Source organism: Bowmanella sp. JS7-9, assembly GCF_004329715.1.
Classification (GTDB): domain Bacteria; phylum Pseudomonadota; class Gammaproteobacteria; order Enterobacterales; family Alteromonadaceae; genus Pseudobowmanella; species Pseudobowmanella zhangzhouensis.
On the sequence record NZ_JXSY01000005.1, the window covers coordinates 193,830 to 216,092 of the forward strand.

14 protein-coding genes are annotated in these 22,263 nt (G+C 50.2%); 6 read left to right on the forward strand and 8 right to left on the reverse strand.

Annotated features, from left to right (window positions below; all coding sequences use genetic code 11):
• The first annotated feature begins 198 nt into the window (after window positions 1-198).
• The gene (locus TK45_RS03470; RefSeq protein ID WP_131257236.1) at window positions 199-1,266 is read left to right on the forward strand and encodes a methyl-accepting chemotaxis protein; all 1,068 of its coding nucleotides are present in this window, start codon (window positions 199-201) and stop codon (window positions 1,264-1,266) included.
• 65 nt (window positions 1,267-1,331) lie between these two features.
• On the opposite strand, the gene TK45_RS03475 is transcribed toward TK45_RS03470, so the two are convergent.
• The 3 genes from TK45_RS03475 to TK45_RS03485 all read right to left on the reverse strand — a co-directional run bounded on the left by TK45_RS03475 (window position 1,332) and on the right by TK45_RS03485 (window position 8,921).
• Window positions 1,332-5,564, reverse strand: coding sequence for a M36 family metallopeptidase (locus tag TK45_RS03475; protein WP_131257237.1), 4,233 nt, complete (start codon window positions 5,562-5,564; stop codon window positions 1,332-1,334).
• Between the two features lie 154 nt (window positions 5,565-5,718).
• On the reverse strand, window positions 5,719-7,395 hold the full coding sequence (locus tag TK45_RS03480; RefSeq protein ID WP_131257409.1) for an alpha-amylase family glycosyl hydrolase: 1,677 nt from the start codon (window positions 7,393-7,395) through the stop codon (window positions 5,719-5,721).
• Between the two features lie 2 nt (window positions 7,396-7,397).
• Window positions 7,398-8,921 (reverse strand): MFS transporter, encoded by a 1,524-nt coding sequence (locus TK45_RS03485; RefSeq protein ID WP_131257238.1) that lies wholly within the window; start codon window positions 8,919-8,921, stop codon window positions 7,398-7,400.
• A 228-nt stretch (window positions 8,922-9,149) separates the two neighbouring features.
• Between TK45_RS03485 and TK45_RS03490 the strand changes: the two genes are divergently transcribed.
• Window positions 9,150-10,793, forward strand: coding sequence for an FMN-binding glutamate synthase family protein (locus TK45_RS03490; protein ID WP_131257239.1), 1,644 nt, complete (start codon window positions 9,150-9,152; stop codon window positions 10,791-10,793).
• Window positions 10,790-11,239 carry a YaiI/YqxD family protein gene (locus TK45_RS03495; protein WP_131257240.1) on the forward strand — a complete coding sequence of 150 codons (450 nt, stop codon included), beginning with the start codon at window positions 10,790-10,792 and terminating at the stop codon, window positions 11,237-11,239. Before TK45_RS03490 ends, TK45_RS03495 begins: the two co-directional genes overlap by 4 nt.
• Here TK45_RS03495 and TK45_RS03500 read toward each other — a convergent pair.
• From TK45_RS03500 to TK45_RS03520, 5 genes are all read right to left on the reverse strand, one after another.
• On the reverse strand, window positions 11,236-11,760 hold the full coding sequence (locus TK45_RS03500; RefSeq protein ID WP_131257241.1) for a GAF domain-containing protein: 525 nt from the start codon (window positions 11,758-11,760) through the stop codon (window positions 11,236-11,238). The two genes, TK45_RS03495 and TK45_RS03500, sit on opposite strands and share 4 nt — an antisense overlap.
• 35 nt (window positions 11,761-11,795) lie before the next feature.
• Window positions 11,796-12,056, reverse strand: coding sequence for a hypothetical protein (locus tag TK45_RS03505; protein WP_131257242.1), 261 nt, complete (start codon window positions 12,054-12,056; stop codon window positions 11,796-11,798).
• Window positions 12,057-12,153: 97 nt separating this feature from the next.
• The gene (locus TK45_RS03510; RefSeq protein WP_131257243.1) at window positions 12,154-13,713 is read right to left on the reverse strand and encodes a sugar porter family MFS transporter; all 1,560 of its coding nucleotides are present in this window, start codon (window positions 13,711-13,713) and stop codon (window positions 12,154-12,156) included.
• Window positions 13,710-14,714 (reverse strand): LacI family DNA-binding transcriptional regulator, encoded by a 1,005-nt coding sequence (locus TK45_RS03515; protein ID WP_131257244.1) that lies wholly within the window; start codon window positions 14,712-14,714, stop codon window positions 13,710-13,712. Before TK45_RS03515 ends, TK45_RS03510 begins: the two co-directional genes overlap by 4 nt.
• 41 nt (window positions 14,715-14,755) lie before the next feature.
• Window positions 14,756-16,102, reverse strand: a complete 1,347-nt coding sequence (locus TK45_RS03520; protein WP_131257245.1) for a GH1 family beta-glucosidase — start codon at window positions 16,100-16,102, stop codon at window positions 14,756-14,758.
• Window positions 16,103-16,276: 174 nt separating this feature from the next.
• Here TK45_RS03520 and TK45_RS03525 point away from each other — a divergent pair, with 174 nt between their 5' ends.
• From TK45_RS03525 to TK45_RS03535, 3 genes are read left to right on the forward strand one after another with little or no spacing between them, the layout of a single operon-like run.
• Window positions 16,277-17,524, forward strand: coding sequence for a sugar MFS transporter (locus tag TK45_RS03525; protein ID WP_254426540.1), 1,248 nt, complete (start codon window positions 16,277-16,279; stop codon window positions 17,522-17,524).
• Window positions 17,525-17,527: 3 nt separating this feature from the next.
• Window positions 17,528-20,056, forward strand: a complete 2,529-nt coding sequence (locus TK45_RS03530; RefSeq protein WP_131257246.1) for an exo 1,3/1,4-beta-D-glucan glucohydrolase — start codon at window positions 17,528-17,530, stop codon at window positions 20,054-20,056.
• Window positions 20,044-21,120 carry a glycoside hydrolase family 16 protein gene (locus TK45_RS03535; protein ID WP_131257247.1) on the forward strand — a complete coding sequence of 359 codons (1,077 nt, stop codon included), beginning with the start codon at window positions 20,044-20,046 and terminating at the stop codon, window positions 21,118-21,120. The genes TK45_RS03530 and TK45_RS03535 overlap by 13 nt, the downstream gene beginning before the upstream one ends.
• The last annotated feature ends 1,143 nt before the right edge of the window (window positions 21,121-22,263 follow it).

The following is a 22,263-nucleotide window of genomic DNA, read 5'->3' on the forward strand; positions in this document are numbered from 1 at the left end:
AGTGTAGTGAAAACAGATTCGCTCAAAAGGCACTTGATTCTGTTAAATATTTCGGTCGATTTCATTTATTTTTTACTTTTTTTGTCGATAAACCTTTTACGCACTTTGTGTTATACATGATTAATCCGTGTAAAGGTGCTTGCCACGTTTTATTCGCGTATGCAGGCAGATTGAAATCCACACTACCTGGTATGTCCCATGTTTGTAAGCAAATCCCGATTTGAACAATTAGAAAAGCAACTAGAAGCCACCAAGAAGCAGCTTGCCACCGAATCCGGTGAAAAAAATGCAGCACTTGAGCATATCAGTGAGTTGGAACAGAAACTTAGCCAACTAAAAGCGCCGGATATGCGCAGGATGTTGGTCGACTCTCTGCTTACCAGCCTTAACCAAATTGAAGCGATCCGCAGCGCTACACAACAAGGATATGAGCATTTACAGAGAGAAGCGGCTGATATCGATACCGTGAACCAAACGTTCAGTAAGAGCGCCTCATCATTAAGCCGTATCACTTCAGGCATTCAGGGCGTTACCGCAGATATGCAAGGTATGTCGGTGAGTATTTCTTCACTTAAAGACATCGCGGACAGCATTTACACATTCGTTAATACCATCTCGAAAATTTCCGACCAAACCAACCTGCTGGCACTAAACGCAGCCATCGAAGCGGCACGCGCAGGTGAAGCCGGCCGAGGCTTCTCGGTCGTTGCCGATGAGGTACGTGCGCTGGCCACCAATACCAATGAGTCAGCCGAGGAAGTCGGCGGGCTTGTGCAAAAAATTAAAGTAGGTACCGATACCAGTGTGGCATCGGTGAATTCTCTGCAGGAAGCCAATGCTGAACTTTCTCAGGGCATTGAAGAACTGGGACAAACGTACAAGGCCGTATCTTCTGCATTTGGTAACATGCAGGCACTGATCAGCGGCTCGGTTAATCAGGGTTTCGTGGATTTAGTTAAGCTCGACCATGTGGTGTGGAAAGCTAAAGTGTACGAAACTGCGCTGGGTAAAAATAATATGCGCCCGGAAGAATTTACCAGTCATAGCGATTGCCGTCTCGGCCGGTGGTGTCACGGTGAAGGTAAAACAAAATTTGGCAGTAATAATGCGTTCAAAAAGCTTGATGAGCCGCATAAACAAGTTCATCAACAGGGTATTGATGGTTTACGGGCCGCCGCAAATGGTGACTTCCACGCAGCGGTGCAACATTTTACCCGTATGGAACAAGCCAGCGATGAGGTAATGCGCTTGCTAAGCAGCTTGTAATTAGCTCTGCTGATTGTTTTCCCAAATAAAAAAGGCTCCAATAAGGAGCCTTTTTTATTCGTTCGTTAATGAGTCTTTCGTCGACGGCCAATAATACCTGCCGCCACTAACAAAACTAACCCTGCTCCGATGCCACCACCGCCACCAGATGATGACGGTGTCGTTGTGACTCTTGGGTTCACATTAACGGTGAACGTCAGAGGACTACTTTGCAGTTGACCATCACTAACCACGGCTTGAATGGTTACCGTAGACCGCTGCGTTACAGTCGGCGCAGTAACCTTCAAATTAGTCTCGCTTTGTTTAGTCAGCACCGCTGTTGGACCTGAAATTTGCGTCCATTGCACGGTCATCGCATCACCATTGGGATCATAAATATCCGCTAACAGCGTAGTCGTACTGCCTGATGTCACCGTTTTAGAGGTACTGGTAGACGTAATCGTCGGCGCTTCATTACCGCCAACCACAGTTACTTCATAGGATTCTGTAACCACAAATTGCCCATCAGATACCTCTACCATCGCGGTAAAGACGTACTCTCCTGCGACATCCGGTGCCAATATGTTTACTGACGCCTGATCACTGGTTCCTTGCACATCTAATGCACCACTAAAACTCCAGTGGTATGTAAAATCACTGCTATCAGTATCGACAACATTGGCATTGAGGGTGATCACTGAAGGCTCGCCCGATGCGGTTTTCTCATCGACCCGCTGCGGGCCACTGATGGTGATTTGTGGTGCCACAAATCCACAAGATTCATTATCCAACACAGATGTGCTGAAGGTCCCCTCCGCAAGCCCTGTCACTTGCGGCTCAGCGATAGTCCAACCTTTATCACCAACGTACGAGTCAGTTCCGATAACAAAACGAATTTGGATTTCCTTTCCATTCACAACGCCAGCAGGGAAACGTAATGTCTCTTTTACCCATTCCTGACTGCCGGAATAGGCGAGATTTCCGCCAACAACCGGTGCGCCATCCTCGACCGCCAGACTCAGATAACCAAGGTCCAAACTGCCTCCGGCTTGCGCAACGGTCTGCCAAGCACCGTTATCCGTGCGAACCTGCAACATCCCTGCATCATAGGCGACTGTCACCTCACCATTTTCATCCGTGGTAGCCTCAAAGTCGTACTTGTGCCAGAACGAAAAACTAAACGCTCCGTTTGCCGCAACATTCATCACTGGACTGGTCAGGGACTGAGAGCCTTGTGCGGGTATGTCCGACGCCACCCAACTCGCATACGTTACGCCATCGATTGTCGTGTCGGTAAGATGCCACAATGCGGTGGACAGCTCGTCCGCATAAGTGCTCTGTGTCTGCCAATCTATTAATGTTGCAGCACGATCACGCCAGTCTGGTTGCGCTGCCTGTTGCACCACATCCACATTAATACTGACCACCAACTCAGGACCGTCAATAGATTTGAGTTGCGGGTCACCACTTAAGCTGTAACGTATTGTCTGGGTTGTTTGTTCCGCGCTTTGCATCGCGTCCAGCGTAACCGGCACACTAACTGTGGTCGCACTACCGGATGCAATCACAGGGATTGAAACGCTGGCACCATCCGGATAACTCAGCCCATCTATTGGCTCCAATGTCAGCTGTAAGCCACTGTAATCCAGATTACCGATGTTTTTCAGCGTCACTGACAGCGTCGCCGTCTCGCCAATATCCAGCGACATATCGGCATCGCAGGCGGAGGTGCTGTAATCAATGTCTACCTGTGTCGGTTGCAGCGCTACCGCGAAAGCATCAAAGTCTTCCACTACGCCTGTATGCAGGTCATCAAAGCGATCCGGGCTTTGTGCTGTGACGCCCATCCCGCGCGACGCAAACGCCTCGGCCAGCAGTTGATAATCCAATTCGCTAACAGATTTAGCTGCCATTAGCATAGCGTCACGGGCTTCAGTAAACGTTGGAATTGCCGGAGTCAGTTTTAAACCCGCTACCAGATAATCTTTCATCCGTTGCTGGGCAGCGTTTAAACCATATTCGTTTACCAGTGCAACAAAACCCTGCCATAAGGTCACGGCCCATACTTCACCCGAAGCGTGCACCTCTGAATTACCATTGCCATTGCTGCCGTATTGCGGCTTATTGCCCGCAGGTAGGGCGATGCCCTCTTCAATGTGTTTAAATGTCAGGGCATTGACCGCAAAATCGGCACTGTATGGTAAACGACGCAGACCATAAGAATAGGCCAGGCGATTGGCATCATCTCTCTCAAGGCCATAACCCAAATTCTGCCCAACTACGGCGTAAGCGCCGGTCGGATAAATCCCATCAATGTCATCACCTTCGCGCACCAGCGTCATCAGAGCAACAAAATCACTCCAACCCTCGCCCATTGAACCGCCTTGTTGGTTATACAAACCGTCACCATCATTTACCAGACGATTACTCAGATAGTGCGCCCATTCATGGATGACGATACTGTTGTCCAATGTGCCGTCACGTTTATTTTCTTCCCGGGTCAGATGGGCCGACACCGTGCCATTTTGTGCGGCCTGGCGAATGGCAAGTCCATCGGAACGGCTAACCATAACGGCAGGAATGTCGACAGCATCATCCCCCCCCATGACAATCGGGCCCGCATCTTCGTTGTTGTACGCCACCATGCCAATGGCACCAGCCGCTTTAACTTTCTGGGCCTTTTCGGTAAACAAACAACTTCCACGCTCAACCAATGCGATCTTGCCCGATAGCGCAGCGGCATTTGTCAGGGTTTCACAAGCGTCATAGCGAGTGCCAGTGGCTGCATCTTCTGCCTGCACTAATGAACCCGTGATATCAAAACTTTCCAGACCAAATGAACTGTTGAGATGCTCCGGATCAGTAAGGCCTGTCACGCCGCTAAGTGAAAATGTGGAGCTAATAATCCCGTCCCACAAATACATTTGCATGCGCGGTTTACCGCCATCAGATGGGGTGAGCATATTGGCGTTATTTTCCTGAATGATACCGTCTTCCACATCGGTACGATCCTGTGCCTCAGCAAGAATAGGGTCACCTTCTAAGCCGCCGCGGGCATAATTAGAAATTTGCGCATTGCCTGACGCTTCGTCAAAACCGGCTTCATAAAACCAGTCATGCATCCAGTTGATGGTGTAAAAAAGGTTAACCACAGCGGCAGCCTGATTTTCCGTGCTGGTACTGGACGTATCCGCCGAGAAAACATAATCAAACTCACCATTTTGACTGGTACTGACTAACACATCACCGTCGGCAACATCGTATCCATCAGCGCCGAGATCCACATAGGCTACGACATTATTGCCGCACGTCCCATGTTGCCCCACAGGCAATGAATAGCAATGGGATGACTGACTCGCTGCATCACTTATCCAGGGATGTTGCGAAGGGTTAGTGATCGGCCCAGCTTCCAGATTAATAAGCGATTGGGCAATCTCCGGCTCAACAAAAACGCCCTGTTCCGTAGTGGACAAATCGAAAAACTCATTGCCTGGTAGCGGACTCAAATCACTCCCGGCGGGACTATCGAACGGGATATGCGGATAAGCCACATCTGCAAATGTCCGGTAGCTGTGGGCAATCCGGTTTGACAGGTTTTTACGCAGTAGAATCGTGCCATCTACCGCACTGATGGTATATTTTACGCCCTCCAGTTGTCGGGTTTGCACATCGTGGTACAGCACCTCTAATTGATACGCTGGCTCGAGTTTTTTCTTCAGCGGATACCATACAGACTTAACCCGGACGGGTTGACTCAATCCCTCAACTGTCACTAAACGATATGCCCCCTGACTCCCGTCAGGCTGTAGGGTCTGCGAGTCCAGCTTAAGATCTTGCAAAGCCTTGCCGACAACCTGCACATCGCTCAGTTGAAACCCCTGTGAGCTCTTCGGTAAGTTCAGCGCCTCACCACTGGTTGCGAGCAATTCCAGCGACTGGTTCATCAGCAAGGTGATGTGCTGACCCGCTATATCAATGTTATCCAGTGTTTGCTTATAAGTGGCGACAACAGGTTTTCCCGGTGCATTTTGCAGGTGTTTTAACGAAAACTGACCACCATAAGTCATGCCTTGATTCGAAAGAATGCGCTGTAAATGGGTCGCTGCACGGCTTCTGACATAGCGACTGTCACCGACCATCAATTCAGGACGAACTGCGAAACGCACGCCATTGTCTTTTTTCGCGCTGAGCCGCAATAAGTGATGTGTACGTACAGTATCCAGACTGTCGGCATGTACGTAATTTTCCGGCTGATTTGCCGAGGCAGATAAGGTACAGCTAGCCGCTGCAACAAGTAGGGCGATTTTTCCTGGTTTCATAAGGTAACTTCTGATTTTTATCGTTCTATGTAATTGGAGGCCGACAACATCAACAAGTTGCGGCGAATCGACAAAAATATCAGTTCAAATAAAAAAAAACACCACAAGGCTGCGATTCCTGGTGGTGTTTGTGTTTCAAATTGTGTCTGAGATATTACTGCATCTGACGCGCTATTTGTTGTAGCAGAGCCGGTTGCGTCACCGGAGTATTGACCACCCATACCGAAACGCCATGAGCGGGCACGGTATCGGTCAACGCACGGGATACTGACTGGACTTTATCCGTCATCTGATTTGTCCACACACCCGGTTGCAGCATGTCGGTGATCGTAAACTCCGCCGCTTTATCACCTTTGTTAAGCAAAACTAAGGCAATCTGGTGCTGTCCCTGATATTGCAACACCCGGTAAAACGCCGCGGTATTGCCACTGAAATCCAGATTCACCTGCACACCACGCTGTAACGCCGCAACCTGTTTACGCACGTTAGCGATGCGCTTTAACGGCTCAAAAATCGGGCTTTGCCGGGCCATCGCTAACCCGGACTGACCCAGATAATTACGATTGCCGGTATGCTCGGCTGTGCCACGCATAAAGCCCATTTCCGAGCCCATGTACACCACCGGAATACCCCGACTGGTAAATAACCAGTTGTGCGCATCGATAAAGCCCTCATCGCTGGCATTCATGCGTGGCATATCATGGTTATCATAAAAGGTCGTCAGTTCATAGACATTGGCATACGGCGCGTCGCTTAAAAACAGGTAATCCTGTAAGCGGGCAAAGTCGCTATCCTGCTGACTAAATACTTCACTTATCGCCTTTTGCCCCGGGAAATCCAGCACAGAAATGGCGCCATTTTCAGGCAAGGTGTGCTGGGCGATAAACTCCGGTTTGTAATCGTAACTTTCCCCGAACATAAATAAGTTCGGATACTCGGCACGCACCCTGTCACTCATTTCTTTCCAGAATGCGTGGGGCACATGCTTAATAGTGTCAATACGAATGGCATCGGCGCCCTGAGCCAACCAATGCAGATAAGAGTTAATCAGGTAATCGCGCACTTTAGGTGAACGGTCATCCAGATTGGATAATTGCAGAATATCCGGCTCATGACGGAAAAACTGATGTAACGGGTTTGCCTCATCCAATTGCGATGGTGGCAAGTTCTGATGATCCGCCACCAACTTGCCCTCTGCATCATAAATTTCACCAAACTTAGGCTGATCAACCGGCATGCTGAATGACGGTGAACCATGGTTTGCGACGATATCCAACACGGTTTTCAACCCTTTGGCATCCAAAGCTGCATCCAGCGCTTTAAAATCCATATCGGCAGAAACCCAATGCTCGTCTTCTTTATAAAAGTTAGACGCCCAATAGCCGTGATAACCTGTTTTACCGCCATCTTTGAATGCGCCAGCAAATTCAATGGGCTCACCACCGGCGAACGCCTCATCCGGGTTATCCACTACCGGCGACAACCACACCGCAGTGAATCCTAAATCGCGAATATAATCGGCATTATTGGCTATACCTTTGAAATCGCCACCCATGTAACCTACATACGCCATCTGGCCATCGGGGCCGTTTAACGGCAGCTGATAGGTGGGGTGTTCGCCCCCTTGGTTTGGATAGTTATTGCTGGGATCACCATCTACAAACCGGTCAGTCATCACAAAGTAAATAGACTCAGCGGCAAAAGGATGGGTAGTGCCCACGATTTCTACCGGCGTATGATTCGACTGAGTTTGCTCAGGTGGCGTTTGCTGACAGCCTTGTAACGCCGCCAACACCGCAGCCGCCGTCAGCGTTTTAAAAACTGGTTTCATCATTATGCAACATCCTTTGGTTGTTGAACCCGCAGAGCCAGCGCCCCGGCGAGCAACATACTGGCACCGCCCACAACCAGTGCAAAGACTGGTTGATTATCGAAGATTTTACTGACCAGAAAACCTAACACACTGGCCGCCAGAATCTGTGGTAACACGATGAAATAGTTAAAAATCCCCATAAACACGCCCATTTTGCGGGTCGGCAATACGTTGGACAGAATTGCATAGGGCAGCGACAAGATAGATGCCCAGGCAAACCCAACACCAATCATAGGCAGCACCAGATAATCCGGGTCACGGATCAGCACGAAGGAAATAAAGCCAAGGCCACCTAGTACCAGGTTAACCATGTGGGTAGTTTTCAGGCCAATGCGTTTAACCAGTAGTGGAATAATCAATGCCGCAATCACGGTCACACCGTTATAAGTGGAAAATAAGATACCGACCCAATCCGCGCCTTCGGCATATAAAGAGGAGGTAGGATCGCCGGTACCAAAGTGATATGACGTCACCGCAGCAGTCATATAGGTCCACATGGCAAAAAACGGGAACCACGAGAAAAACTGTACAAACGCCAACTGGCGCATCGCCGCCGGCATGGCGAATAAATCCCCCATCACAGTCACAAAACCGTTATTGGTTTTCGCTTGTGTGGTTAACCAACCGGCGACCAGTTGCAGCAGACCAAACAGTAAAAAGATACCTGCGAGGATATACAGATTTTTATCCAGCGTAGCGATGTTTTGATGTATGTAGCCACCAGCAACCAAGCCAATCAGAGTGCTCACGCCGCCCCATTGGAAATAAGTCTTCGCACTGCGCGTTTCGCTGTGATACATCACCTCTTCACTACCGGCTTGGGCCAGTTCGGCTTTTTCAAATTCGGCTTGTTGCTCAGGGCTGTATTCCGGAGTGGTCACCACAGTCCAGATAATGGCGCCTAAAAACGCGATGCCACCAAAATAAAACGAGAACTTCACCGAATCCGGGATCATCCCAGCCGGCGCGGTATTACTGATGTCGAACCAGTTGGCCATCATCCATGGTAACGCTGAGGCGATAACAGAGGCGACGCCGATAAAAAAGCTCTGCATGGCGTAGCCGGTGCCCCGCTGATTTTTCGGTAACATATCACCGACAAAGGCCCGGGTAGGCTCCATGGAAATATTGATGGAGGCATCTAAAATCCACAACATACCCGCCGCAATCCATAGCGTTGGGCTATGGGGCATAATAAACAGGGCAGTACAAGCTAACACCGCTCCCATCAGGAAATAAGGGCGACGGCGTCCCAAACGGGTCCAGGTGTTATCACTCAGATATCCAATGATAGGTTGAACAATTAAGCCGGTAACCGGCGCAGCAACCCACAAGATGGCCAGATTGTTGTAATCAGCTCCCAGAGTCTCGAAGATCCGGCTGACATTGGCGTTTTGTAGCGCAAAGCCGAATTGAATACCGAGAAAGCCAAAACACATATTCCAGATTTGCCAGAAACCCAGTTGCGGTTTGTTGTTATGCATTATTCTTGTTCCCTGACTGTGACGCGCTAAAAACGTACAGGATGTTATCAACATGTTAAAGGCAAAATATTACCCGAAGCACTCCGCCGCCACGACTTTCCACCGCCAAATACATACGTATTCAGTCACTTAGTCGATACAGACGGACACGTCATCACTGATGCAGCATCCTCGACATCTCGCGCGCTTTTATGCAGGATGAACACAGGTTTGCTAAAAGGAATCCCCATGCGACACCTGTTTTTTATCGTTTTTGCATTGTTTGCCACCCTGCTCGGGCTGTTGGCATGGCGCTGGCCATCGATGAGCTGGTTATTTGTGATCTGGGGCTGGCTGTTTTTAGTGGGCGTGCACGATATGGTGCAAACCCGCCATACTCTGTGGCGCAATTTTCCTTTGTTCGCGCGCGGCCGCTGGATGATGGAAGCCATGCGTCCGTTTCTGCGTCAGTACTTTTTTGAATCGGATACCAGTGGCGCGCCGATCAATCGCATGTATCGCTCGCTTATCTATCAGCGTGCCAAAAACAATACCGACTCTTCGCCTTATGGCACCAAACTGGATGTGCGACGGGTGGGCTATGAGTGGATCGGCCACTCCATCGCCGCCAAACATTTTGAGGCTCATGAGTCGCCGGCAAGAGTAAAGATTGGTAATAAACAGTGCACTCAGCCCTATGAAGCCAGTATTTTTAATGTTTCAGCCATGAGTTTTGGTGCACTGAGTAACAATGCCATTCGTGCGTTGAATAAAGGCGCCAAACTGGGCAACTTTTATCACAATACCGGCGAAGGCAGCGTTAGCCCTTATCATCTCGAACACGGCGGGGATTTAGTCTGGCAAATCGGTACCGGTTATTTTGGCTGCCGCAATGACAAAGGCGAGTTTGATCACGAACACTTTGCTGCCACTGCACAAAAACCGCAAATCAAAATGATTGAACTCAAGTTATCGCAAGGCGCCAAACCCGGTCATGGCGGGATTTTACCGGCGGATAAAAATACCGCTGAAATCGCCCGTATTCGTCTGGTTGAGCCCCATACGCAGGTTAACTCGCCACCAGGCCACAGTGCGTTCTCCACGCCGCTTGAAATGATGCATTTTATTGCCCGGCTACGCAGTTTGAGTGGTGGCAAACCAGTGGGCTTTAAATTGTGTATCGGTCGCACCAGTGAGTTTATCGCGTTGTGTAAAGCCATGCGGGAAACCGGCATTGTGCCGGACTTTATTACCGTAGATGGCGGTGAAGGTGGCACCGGCGCGGCCCCGCTGGAGTACTCCAATTCAGTAGGCATGCCGCTGCATGAAGCACTCGCGTTCGTAAGTGATGCCTTAGTAGGATTTGATTTACGTAAAGACGTCAGAATCATTGCCAGTGGCAAGGTTTTTACCGGATTTCATCTGGTGCGCAATCTGGCACTTGGCGCAGATCTGTGTAACAGTGCGCGCGGCATGATGGTAGCGCTGGGCTGTGTGCAGTCACTGGTGTGCAATACCAACGAATGTCCTACCGGTATTGCCACGCAAAAAGCGTCACTGGCCAAAGGTCTGGTGGTTGGCGATAAGGCTCAGCGGGTGGCGAACTTTCAGCGCAAAACCGTCAAGGCGGCGATGGAAATTATCGCCAGTGCAGGGTTAAGTCACACCAATGAACTCAATCGTTCACACATTTATCGACGTATCAGCGAAACTGAAGTGCGCCGCTACGACCAGATTTATCTTAACCTGCAGCCAGGCAGCCTGCTGAACGAGCAACATCCGGAAAAATTCGCTCAGGCGCTGAAGGAAGCCAGCGCAGAAAGTTTTCAGCCACGCTCGCTGATTATTGAAACAGAACAAGGCCTGCAACAGGCTATCGAGGTAAATTCATGACCATTTGGGTTGACGCCGATGCCTGTCCGGTATCGATTCGGGAAATATTGTTTAGGGCGGCCCAGCGCACCCAAACCCCGATGTTCCTGGTTGCAAACCAATATATCCGTACACCGGCATCCAAACTAATTCAGAGTTTGGTGGTCGAGTCAGGATTCGATAAAGCAGATGATGAAATAGTGTCGCGGGTCGCAGCAGGGGATTTAGTAATTACTCAGGATATCCCGCTGGCTGCCGAGGTAATGGAAAAAGGCGCGCATGCTTTGCATCCCAGAGGAGAGATGTACCGCACCGATACCATACGTTCACGGCTTAATATGCGGGATTTTATGGATACCATGCGCAGTAGCGGTGTACACACCGGCGGACCACCGCCACTTACCGATAGGGATAAACAGCAATTTGCCAATGCGCTGGATAAATATCTGGCCAGCCAGAAAGCTTAATTTTCACCTAATTGCGCCGCATGCATAGACACCGCAATAATGCGCGCGGCTAAATCCAATATCTGCTCATCAATATCATCAAACGAGTATTTGTGTGGCGAAAAGACCTTAAGGACGCCCAATAACTCACCATCAAATCTCAATGGGCATACCAGCATCGATTGGATCCCTATTTTGTCACAGGCCTCTTTATTGACGCGAGGATCCTGACTGACATCCTCACAGTTAAGGACTTTGTTCTCACGCACGCACAGCCCCGACAAGCTGTTGATGGCGCGAATATGCATCCCCAACTGCTGACGGGCGACCCCGGTGGCAGCCTGGTAGACCATGTCATCTCCGTCAATTAGCTCGACCACAGCGCCGGCCGCATGAGTCAACTCCTCCGCCAGCAATGCCATTTTATCCATGACCTGCTGCTCATTCAGCCCTTTAATCAGGATCTCGGCCTGAGCCTGAATCACGGCTAATAACTGACCGCGGCTAACTAGAGAAATATCATCTGGCTGTAACTCAAACATAGAAATGTCGTCTCCCGAAACGGAAACTGAAAAGACTAGACGTAGATATCCAAATGGCCAGGCCGCGCATCGATTTCATCTTCTTTGCTGGTTTCCGGCTGTTTAGGCGTGGTTTGCTGTTTTTGTTGCTGCTGCTTTTCCCGCTGCTCGCGCTGTTCAGCGGTGAGATTTTTCTCATCATCTTTTACTTCGCGGATGCGCGCTTCTTTGCTGACCTGCTCGACTTTATGCTCATCAGCCACAGGATTGCTGCGCCCCTCGCGCGGCAGGATGGGAAACAATAGATCATTGTTCATGGGGCGCCTCTTTCAGTTACTTAACTAACTATCGGATTTTTCTATACTTCCTTTATACTCTTGCCGCGCAACAAGGTCAAAAAACAACCAAATTGAATTACTTAAAGGCCTGCTGCATCTCTTCTAATGTACGCCCTTTGGTTTCCGGCAAATAACGTAAAACAAAAATCAGTCCGACCAAGGCAAACAACCCAAATACGGCAAAGGTGTAAGCCGCGCCCAGATTAGCCAGCTCCCAGGGGAACACCAGTTGGGTAAGAAAGCTGACCAGGCCGTTAATCACGCTAACCAGCGAAATAGCCACACCGCGCACATGGTTGGGGAATATTTCAGAGAACATTACCCACATTACCGGCCCAAGCGACATGGCAAAGGACGCTACAAAGGCGGTAATGCCAATCAGGATCAGGGTTGCATTCATCTTTCCTGCCAGACGCAACAATTCACCCTCGTGAGTTTTCGCGGCAGCCTCACCTAAATGCATCTGCAATGCCTGCTTAAATTCAATATCTGACCCATACACCTGTGTCTGCATCGCGGCAAAATGCTCTGGTTCTACACCTGGGTTGGCCTGCACAAATTCAGTGATAGCCGCTTCAGATAGCTGATAGGTTGCCTGTTTAAACCCGTAAGCACACAGCGCCATACTCAGGACAATGCCACTTAGGCCAATCACTAACAGTGGCTTACGCCCTCCCCGGTCAATAATGTACATGGCGACCAGGGTAAATATCACGTTGACCACACCTATCCAGGTGGCCTGAACAAAGGCCGCGTTAGTGCCCACACCACTTTGTTCAAAAATCGTTGGGGCGTAGAAAAAGATCACATTTATCCCGGTGGCCTGCTGCGCTACCGCCAGAATTAAGCCAATAAATAACGGCCAGCGCATAGATTTGGCCCCCAGCGCACGAATGCGCTCTGACAAGGGCGGGGTTTGTCCGTCCAGTGAATGGCGAATGGTTGAGAGCTTTTCTTCAACTTCAGACTCCGCCAAATCGGTCGCCAATACCTTGCGCGCTTCTTCTGTTTGATTGGTCATCATCAACCAACGCGGACTGCGAGGGATGCGGAACAGCAATACAAACCAGGCGATCGCCGGGATGAGTTCCAGCCCCAGCATCCAGCGCCAAGTCTGTGTATCTAACGCGATATTACTGACCCACTCTGCACCCGATTGACTGCACTGCAATAAGAAGTAATTGCTGAAATAAGAGACGGAAAAGCCAAACACAATATTAAGCTGATTAATCGACACCATTCGGCCACGTTGTTCAGGGGCACTGATTTCAGCAATATAAATTGGCGCAATCATCAGCGAGCAGAATGCTAATCCACCAATAAAACGGGCTAATACCAGCATTTCAAAGCTGGATGCTAACGCTGAGGCAAGGGCTGAAAACACATATAACAACGCAATGATAATCAGGGTTTTACGTCGTCCGATGGCGTCACTGATCGCCCCTGCCACCAACATGGCCAGAATGCCGCCCAGTGTAGGTGCACTGACGACCATGCCCTGTTGCCAGGTAGTCAGATCAAATTCACGGCTTACAAAGCCAACTGTTCCGGATATCACCGACGCATCAAAACCAAAGATAAATCCCCCGAGTGAGACAATCAGGGTGTAAATAAGCGCAGGTGATAAGGTTTTCATAGGTGCGTTCCCAGCGAATCCCGGCTAATCAGCTCGGGTAAAAAGACATTTTTTATCACTCCGGAGAGCTTTTTCTTGTATACGTTATGTAATACCCAACGCGCCGCCATTAAGCCCATCGCCGACACCGGGTTATCTACGGTGGTTAAGCGTGGGTGTAAGTAACGGGCAAATAAGACATCATCGAAGCCCACAACTGATAGCTGTTCGGGAACATTAATCCCCTCTTCCCGCGCAGCTGTCATGGCACCGGAGGCCATTTCATCGTTGGCACAAATCAATGCAGAAAATCCCGGATGTTGTTGCCACAACTGCTTAAAGCCGTTAGCACCTTCACTTTCGTGATAATCCCCCTGGTAAACGAGTGCGTTTTCAGTGTTTAAGCCAGCTTCACGTAGCGCCCGCACATGCCCGGCAAGACGCTGTCTGGCATCTTCTTTACTTTGCGGCCCGCTGATGTAACCGATATCCCGATGACCTGCGTCTATGGCAGCTTTAGTCGCCAAATAACCGCCCGCTTCGTTATCCAGCACGAAGCACTGCTGCTCCATGCCGGGCACCATACGGTTAACCAATACGAGACTCACGCCCGACTCGTTTAATTCACGCAGATAATCATCACAGACCGCTTCTGCATGCAGAATAAGTGCATCGCAGCGGCGACTTTTCAAAAACTCGATGGCTTCTTTTTCCCGCGCTTCGTCGCTGTGACCCGCGGTAATAATCACGTGTTTGCCGTCAGCGCGCAGTTCTTTTTCTACTGTACTCATCAGGTCGCCGAAGAATGAACCGTGCAGTTCAGACACCAACAAACCGACGCTGTTGGTCCGGTTAGAAGCCAGAGATTGCGCGATAGCATTGGGCCGATAGCCCAGCTCATCCATCGCTTTTAAGACTTTATTACGGGTGCGCTCACTGACTTTACTGTTACCGTTCATCACTCGTGACACGGTTGCCAGCGACACCCCGGCAGCTTTTGATACTTCGTATATGGTGGCCATTGTTTTAGTTATTATGTCCTTTGTGGGCACCAATTTACCGATTATCGGGCGTTCGCTCTACTATTAAATAAATCGCGTAGGGCTAACCCGCTATTCTTGATGGTGCGTTGTTGGGTTTGATAATCGACGTACACAATGCCGAAACGTTTCTCATAACCCAGCGCCCACTCAAAATTATCCATCAGGCTCCAGGCAAAATAACCATCGACACGAACACCCTGTTCGATTGCCGCATGGATCGCATTTAGATGGCCATGAAAATAACCGATGCGATCCTCGTCGTTGACCATCCCATCTACTAATTTATCCGGCATCGCCGCACCGTTTTCGGTGATGTAGATTGGCGGCAGATTGGGGTATTCGCGCTGCAATTGCACTAACAAATCGGTAAATGACTGAGGATAAATCTCCCAGCCCATATCCGTCAGAGGCACATTCTCAGGCATCACCTGCTCAAACCAACCATCGTCGGTGGCTTTGAAAACATGCCGGGTGTAGAAGTTGATGCCGAGATAGTCCAGCGACGCGGCGATGATCTGCATATCCCCGTCTTCAATATCCGGGCGCTCATCCTCTGCCAGCAAATCCATCACAGGTGGGTAGCAACCATTTAGCAGCGGGTGCAGATACCACCAGTTCATGTATTCATCGGCGATGCGCGCAGCACGCTGATTTTCTGGTGAGTCATCCAGTGGATAACTGGTTGAGAAATTCAGCACAACGCCATTTTGGCTCGATGGACAGTGCTCGCGTAACACCTGCATTGCCAGACCATGCGCCAACAATAAGTTATGTATCGCCTGACGCCCGTTTTTGCGGCCGGTCAATCCCGGTGCATGTACGCCTATCTCGTAGCCCAGGTAACCGGAGCAAAACGGCTCATTCAACGTGGCATAGCTGTAAACTTTGTCACCCAGCACTTTAGCCACGGCTTCAACATAATCGCGAAACGCAAACGCAGTCTGACGATTTAACCACCCGCCCTGATCTTCCAGATATTGCGGTAAGTCCCAGTGATAGAAGGTGACGAACACCTTAATGCCTTTTACTGTCAGGGCATCAATCAATTGCACATAAAAGTTAAGTCCATCTTCGTTCAACGAACCATCCTGGTGCATTACCCGCGGCCACGCTATGGACAAGCGGTAGGCATCTACGCCCAATGAGGCAATTAACTCAACATCCTGCTGCCAGCGCGCCACGTGCTCACAGGCGATATCACCATTTGAGTTATCTGCAATGGCACCCGGTTGCTGGCAGAAAGTATCCCAGATACAAGGCAGCCGGGAATCTTTGGCCCCTTCAATCTGAAACGAAGATGTGGCCACACCGTAGATGAAGTCTGGTTGCAGCATGCGGGATGCTGGCGGCAAGCTTATTTTTTGCATAATTCCATTCATTTTGTGGTGTGACCGATGGCTAGCAATTGTGATCATTTCGTTGCGTAGTTTTTAATTGAATTTGCAACTTTTACATGTAATCATCAAACAAATGAAAGCGCTTACATATTGTTAATGTAAGCGCTTAACTTCAAAAGGTCAACCAGGAGTGAACGCGTGGCGATTTCAACACCAACACAAACGCTTTCCAGCACCAATAACAGCGGCAGCAATTACCGCTTCGCACTGATTTCATTAACTACCTTATTTTTCATGTGGGGCTTCATTACCTGCCTGAATGATATCCTGATCCCTTACCTGAAAGGCGCCTTTGAGCTGAATTACACCCAGGCGATGTTAATCCAGTTCTGTTTCTTTAGTGCGTATTTTATTGTGTCGGTGCCTGCTGGCTTTTTGGTCGGTAAAATCGGCTACCAGAAAGGCATCGTGGTGGGGCTGAGCATTGCGTGTGTGGGCTGTTTGATGTTCTACCCTGCTGCCAGCACGCATATTTATGCGTTATTCCTGCTGGCACTGTTTGTACTGGCCTCAGGCATTACGATTTTACAGGTTTCCGCCAACCCTTACGTGAGCGCACTGGGCGACCCGGATACCGCGCCATCACGCCTGACCATGACGCAGGCATTCAACTCGTTCGGTACGACCGTAGCACCCTTTTTCGGCTCGATGCTGATTTTTGCCGGTGGCGAGCATACGCCAGCCAGTGACTCGTCAGCCGTCCAGTTACCATACCTGATCCTGGCCGCTGCGCTGTTGGGTCTGGCCGTTATTTTTGCGGTACTGAAATTACCGGCATTGCACAATCATGATGCAGCCGATGCGTCTGAAGGCGTTATCACAGGCAAAGCCTGGCACTATCGTCATTTGGTGTTGGGGGCCATCGGTATCTTCGTCTATGTAGGTGCAGAGGTGGCGATTGGCAGTACGCTGGTTAATTACCTGGCTGAGCCAAGTGTGATGGGTATGACCGAAGCGACCGCGGCGAAGTTTATCGCTTACTACTGGGGCGGTGCCATGGTAGGTCGTTTCATCGGTGCGGTGATTATGCAAAAAATCCACGGCGGAAAAGTATTGGCCTTTAACGCGATTATGGCGGTAGTGCTGATTGCGGTATCTGTGCTGTCTGACGGTGCGGTGGCCATGTGGGCGATTCTGGCTGTAGGACTGTGTAACTCTGTCATGTTCCCGACAATCTTCAGCCTGGCCCTGCGCGGGTTGGGTAAACACACAGCACAAGGCTCAGGCATTTTGTGTCTGGCTATCGTCGGCGGTGCGATTATCCCGCTGTTCCAGGGCATGCTGGCGGACAACTTTGGTCTGACGTTGTCCTTTATCCTGCCGGCCGTTTGTTATCTGTACATTGCGCACTTCGGTGTGCGTGGCTGCAAACCAGCACAAATTGAGGGGTAATGCATGCAAAAGTCACTGATTGCCAGCGCGGTTGCACTGAGTCTGTTGACCGCCTGTTCTCCTCAACCAGCCGATACAACGGCTGCGGTTAAAACCGATGTCGCCGCTATCTGGCCTAAACTGGATATCGCAGTCAAAGCCGACCCAGCAGTAGAAGCCAAAGTCGACGCCATTATGGCGAACATGACGCTGGAGCAAAAAATCGCACAGATGATTCAGCCAGAAATCCGCGATATCAGCGTCGACGATATGCGCACCTATGGTTTCGGTTCATATCTAAATGGTGGGGGCGCGTTCCCGGGCAATAATAAACACGCCACTCCGCAAGACTGGATCGCTCTGGCAGAAGAGCTCTATCAGGCGTCTATAGACGATTCGGTCGATGGCTCAACGATTCCAACCATGTGGGGAACAGATGCGGTACATGGTCACAACAATGTGATTGGTGCCACGCTGTTTCCCCACAACATTGGTCTGGGTGCGGCAAATAACCCGGAGTTAATGGAAAAGATCGCCCACACCACGGCAAAAGAAGTGATGGCCACCGGTATCGACTGGGTATTTGCCCCGACCGTAGCGGTGGTGCAGGACGATCGCTGGGGTCGTACCTATGAAAGCTATTCAGAAAATCCGGCGATTGTACGTGAATACGCCGCGGCAGTCGTGCGCGGCTTACAGGGCCATGCTGACGGCGATTTCCTCAGCGACCAGCGCGTAATCAGTACGGTAAAACACTTTATTGGTGATGGTGGCACCGTTGGCGGTGACGATCAGGGCGATAATATCGCTACTGAGCAACAATTGTTTGATATCCATGCCCAGGGCTATGTCGGCGGATTAAGCGCCGGTGCCCAATCTGTAATGGCGTCATTTAACAGTTGGCATGGTGACAAATTACACGGCCATAAATACCTGTTAACCGACGTATTAAAAGAGCGCATGGGCTTCGACGGCTTTGTCGTTGGTGACTGGAATGGTCACGGCCAGGTAAAAGGTTGCAGCAACCAAAGCTGTCCTGAGTCTATCAATGCTGGTCTGGATATCTTTATGGTACCAGGCGACTGGAAAGCCCTGTATCACAACACCCTTGCTCAGGTGCAGGACGGTACCATCCCAATGAGCCGTATCGACGATGCGGTGCGCCGTATTCTGCGCGTCAAAGTGCGTGCAGGCCTGTTTGACAAGCCCAGCCCGGCACAGCGCCCGCTGGCCGGTAAACAATCGTTGATTGGTCACCCAGAACACCGCGCAATTGCCCAGCAGGCAGTGCGCGAGTCATTAGTGCTGTTGAAAAACAACGCACAGACCCTGCCACTATCGGCGTCTGCCAAGGTATTAGTAGCCGGTGACGGGGCCGATAATATCGGCAAACAATCAGGCGGCTGGACGATAACCTGGCAAGGCACTAACAACACCAATGAGGACTTCCCTGGCGGCAGTTCTATTTTTGCCGGCATCAAATCACAGGTTGAACAAGGCGGTGGCAGCGTAGAGCTGTCAGTGGATGGTAGCTATACAGATAAACCCGATGTGGCCATTGTGGTATTCGGCGAAGAACCCTATGCCGAAGGCCATGGCGATCGCGAAACGCTGGAATATCAACGTGGTGAAAAAACCGATCTGGCATTGCTTAAAAAACTGCAAGCCGAAGGCATTAAAGTGGTTTCAGTGTTTTTAAGTGGCCGCCCGATGTGGGTGAACCCGGAGCTGAACGCCTCTGATGCGTTTGTTGCCGCCTGGCTACCCGGTTCCGAAGGCGCCGCGGTAGCCGATGTACTGTTTGGTCAGGCCGATTTTAAAGGTACGTTGCCCTTCTCCTGGCCAGCCACACCGACTCAAATCGTGAATATGGGCGATAAAGATTACGCACCATTGCTGCCGATTGGTTTTGGTTTGACCTATACGGCACCAAGCACGCTCAGCAACGCGCTGTCTGAAGATAATCTTGAGGGAGAAACCGCGCAAAAAGCCGTGGATATCCTGACTGGTACAGTGCAAAAGCCTTGGGAAATCTGGCTGTATTCCGGCGCGGAGCGCCTGAGTGTCAATGCCAACACCCACAGCATCGGCGCGTTGAAGTACCGTACAATCGATAAGGAAATTCAGGAAGATGCGCGCAAGCTGAGCTTTGCCGGTGGCGAACAAGCCGGTATCCGCTTTGCCAGCAAAAGTTTCTTCCGTGAAGATCTGAGCGCCCTGCTGACCGCGCAAAGCGCCCTGACCTTTAACGTCAATGTGCAGTCACCGATCAGCGGCCCGGTATTGCTGGGTATGAACTGTGAAGGAGAAGGCGATGCCGCTGGTAGCTGTGATGCTAAATTAGACATCAGCGCGACGCTGGCCGCATTGCCGGCCAATAGCTGGCAGAGCTATAGCATCGACCTCAAGTGCTTTGCACAAAATGGCATTGATCTAAAACGCCTGGTCGTACCGTTTGACTTAAGTAGTCAGCAACCACTGGAGATCGGCCTGGCTGATATTCGCCTGATTCCGGGTGAAGCGGCCAACGCCACAATGCAATGTCAAAATTAAGCACCTCCCTGGTTACCCTGGCGGGCAGCACCTTATTAGCTGCCTGCCAGACGGTACCTTCAAATTTCGCCGACGCCAGCGACAAGCGCGCGGTCAGGGCAGAACAACTTACCCCTATCACCAAAAGTCCAAACTGGCAGCTAGTCTGGCAGGACGAATTCGATGGTGAGCAAATTGACCTGAACAAATGGTCATTCGAGCAAAACTGCTTTGGTGGCGGCAATAACGAGCAACAGTGTTATACCGCGCGCCCAGTAAACAGTTTTGTAAAAGATGGCCTGCTCACTATCCATGCTCAGCGGGAAGACTTCAGCGGCCCCGCCGCGAATGATGATGCGGATGACTACCTCACAGCCGGTACGCGCACCCTCCCCTACACCAGCGCCCGTTTACGTACCAAAGGTAAAGGGGACTGGCGTTATGGGCGATTCGAGATCCGTGCCAAACTGCCAACTGGACAGGGTGTCTGGCCTGCTATCTGGATGCTTCCGACTGATTGGGTCTATGGTTCCTGGCCGGTATCCGGTGAAATTGACATCATGGAAGCGGTCAACCTGCATACCCAATCGGACGAAGTGGGTGCCCCGCCTGGTGAGCGCGAAATGCGCGTCCACGGCACCTTGCATTATGGACGGCACTGGCCCGAGAACGTCTACACAGGTTCAGGCTTTTTGTTGCCTGATGGCAAGAGTCCCGCCGACGATTTCTATACCTACGCTGTAGAGTGGCAAGCGGGAGAAATTCGTTTCTACGTGGACGATTATCACTATGCCACACAAACCGCAGACGGTTGGTTTAGTCAAACCAAAACAGACAACCGCTGGCAGGATAATGGCCACAACGCGCCATTTGACCAACCTTTCCATCTGATCCTCAATCTGGCTATCGGCGGAGGCTGGCCAGAAGCCGTCAATGAAAAAGGTCTCAATCCCGATGCCCTGCCACAAAACATGCAAGTGGACTTTGTGCGGGTGTATCAATGCAGTGTCGAACCTGATACCGGCGCAGGCTGCGAAGCCCGCGACCCCAATGCCAGACACGTCAAAGGCGTTAAAGCCCCCTAACGTACACAAGACGTAAAAATGCATTATGCAAACGGAGGTATAGCCTCCGTTTTTTTGTGGCTATCCGCAGTTCGTAAACGCGCTATTGCAACTTATTCCCCGCACTGGCACCCACTCTCAAAAACGCTGACGACGTGTTCGCCAGGTTTCATATGCGCAGCTGGGCGCGATGACCAATCTGGGATGTTAAGCGGTGAGTTGCTGCACGAGTGGGAGAAAATGATTGAGCCTATTACTTGCTTGCGAGCGATTAGAGCGATTAGAGCGATTGGCTAAGTCTGAAAGCTTACGTATAACAAGCGATGAGTTGGTTTATGGAACATTATTACAACCGCCCCCTCTATATGATTTCTCCTCACATTGATTGACCATATTTTTGACGCAACATTGTCTGATTCCGCGTTCGTTTCCCCATCAAAGCAATTGGCTATGTCGGCCATACGCGAAGTCTGCTCTCTGGCTTCACTGAATAAAGGGTTACTTTCTTTACCAAAGATCCACTCATTTTCTGTTGGGGATTGGAACTCAAATTTTTCCAGCTGGATACAGTAATAATCTAGATGATCCCCATTCAGAACGGGCGGTGATTGTTGACTGTAAACAACCTCAAAGTTTTGCTCGGTTGTGATGTTGCCGTGATTGAGTGTAAATACCGGATTTGGACTATATGACATCCCTACTGGCGTGTAGGCAAAAATAAAAAGAACCAAGACGCCACACACCAGAACGAATGAGATTCCAGACAGTATTAAATAAGTGCTTTTTAGAAATTTGATCATCGAAGAGCTAAAGGTTCCAAAGACTTATCACCCCACCGAGGGGCAGTAACATGTAGGTTAAAATGCGAAGCAGCTCACGTGTATTCCTCCCAGCGAACGAAGTGAGTGGCTAAATTTTTTTATTAGGCGGCACGTTAAACAATCCTTGTTTGCATGCTATCAGTTGCTTACAAAACTCGACAAGAACAACAAAACTGAAAGTACTAAAAGCCAAGCCGAAGCAGTATTCCGAAGTTTTAATTGTTGTGTGCTCAAACTGTTTTCTGTGTTTAAAACTACAACTTGTATAAAGTCGGTGAAACCTTCGCTAAAAAAGATAGAACCATAAATGCTGACAATTAAGCGATAGTAATAATAAACAGCT

Excerpts from the sequence above, each read along its gene's own strand:
- TK45_RS03470 (WP_131257236.1), top strand. The coding sequence starts at position 199 with ATGTTTGTAAGCAAATCCCGATTTGAACAATTAGAAAAGCAACTAGAA.
- TK45_RS03475 (WP_131257237.1), bottom strand. The coding sequence starts at position 5,564 with ATGAAACCAGGAAAAATCGCCCTACTTGTTGCAGCGGCTAGCTGTACC.
- TK45_RS03480 (WP_131257409.1), bottom strand. The coding sequence starts at position 7,395 with ATGAAACCAGTTTTTAAAACGCTGACGGCGGCTGCGGTGTTGGCGGCG.
- TK45_RS03485 (WP_131257238.1), bottom strand. The coding sequence starts at position 8,921 with ATGCATAACAACAAACCGCAACTGGGTTTCTGGCAAATCTGGAATATG.
- TK45_RS03490 (WP_131257239.1), top strand. The coding sequence starts at position 9,150 with ATGCGACACCTGTTTTTTATCGTTTTTGCATTGTTTGCCACCCTGCTC.
- TK45_RS03495 (WP_131257240.1), top strand. The coding sequence starts at position 10,790 with ATGACCATTTGGGTTGACGCCGATGCCTGTCCGGTATCGATTCGGGAA.
- TK45_RS03500 (WP_131257241.1), bottom strand. The coding sequence starts at position 11,760 with ATGTTTGAGTTACAGCCAGATGATATTTCTCTAGTTAGCCGCGGTCAG.
- TK45_RS03505 (WP_131257242.1), bottom strand. The coding sequence starts at position 12,056 with ATGAACAATGATCTATTGTTTCCCATCCTGCCGCGCGAGGGGCGCAGC.
- TK45_RS03510 (WP_131257243.1), bottom strand. The coding sequence starts at position 13,713 with ATGAAAACCTTATCACCTGCGCTTATTTACACCCTGATTGTCTCACTC.
- TK45_RS03515 (WP_131257244.1), bottom strand. The coding sequence starts at position 14,714 with ATGGCCACCATATACGAAGTATCAAAAGCTGCCGGGGTGTCGCTGGCA.
- TK45_RS03520 (WP_131257245.1), bottom strand. The coding sequence starts at position 16,102 with ATGCAAAAAATAAGCTTGCCGCCAGCATCCCGCATGCTGCAACCAGAC.
- TK45_RS03530 (WP_131257246.1), top strand. The coding sequence starts at position 17,528 with ATGCAAAAGTCACTGATTGCCAGCGCGGTTGCACTGAGTCTGTTGACC.
- TK45_RS03535 (WP_131257247.1), top strand. The coding sequence starts at position 20,044 with ATGTCAAAATTAAGCACCTCCCTGGTTACCCTGGCGGGCAGCACCTTA.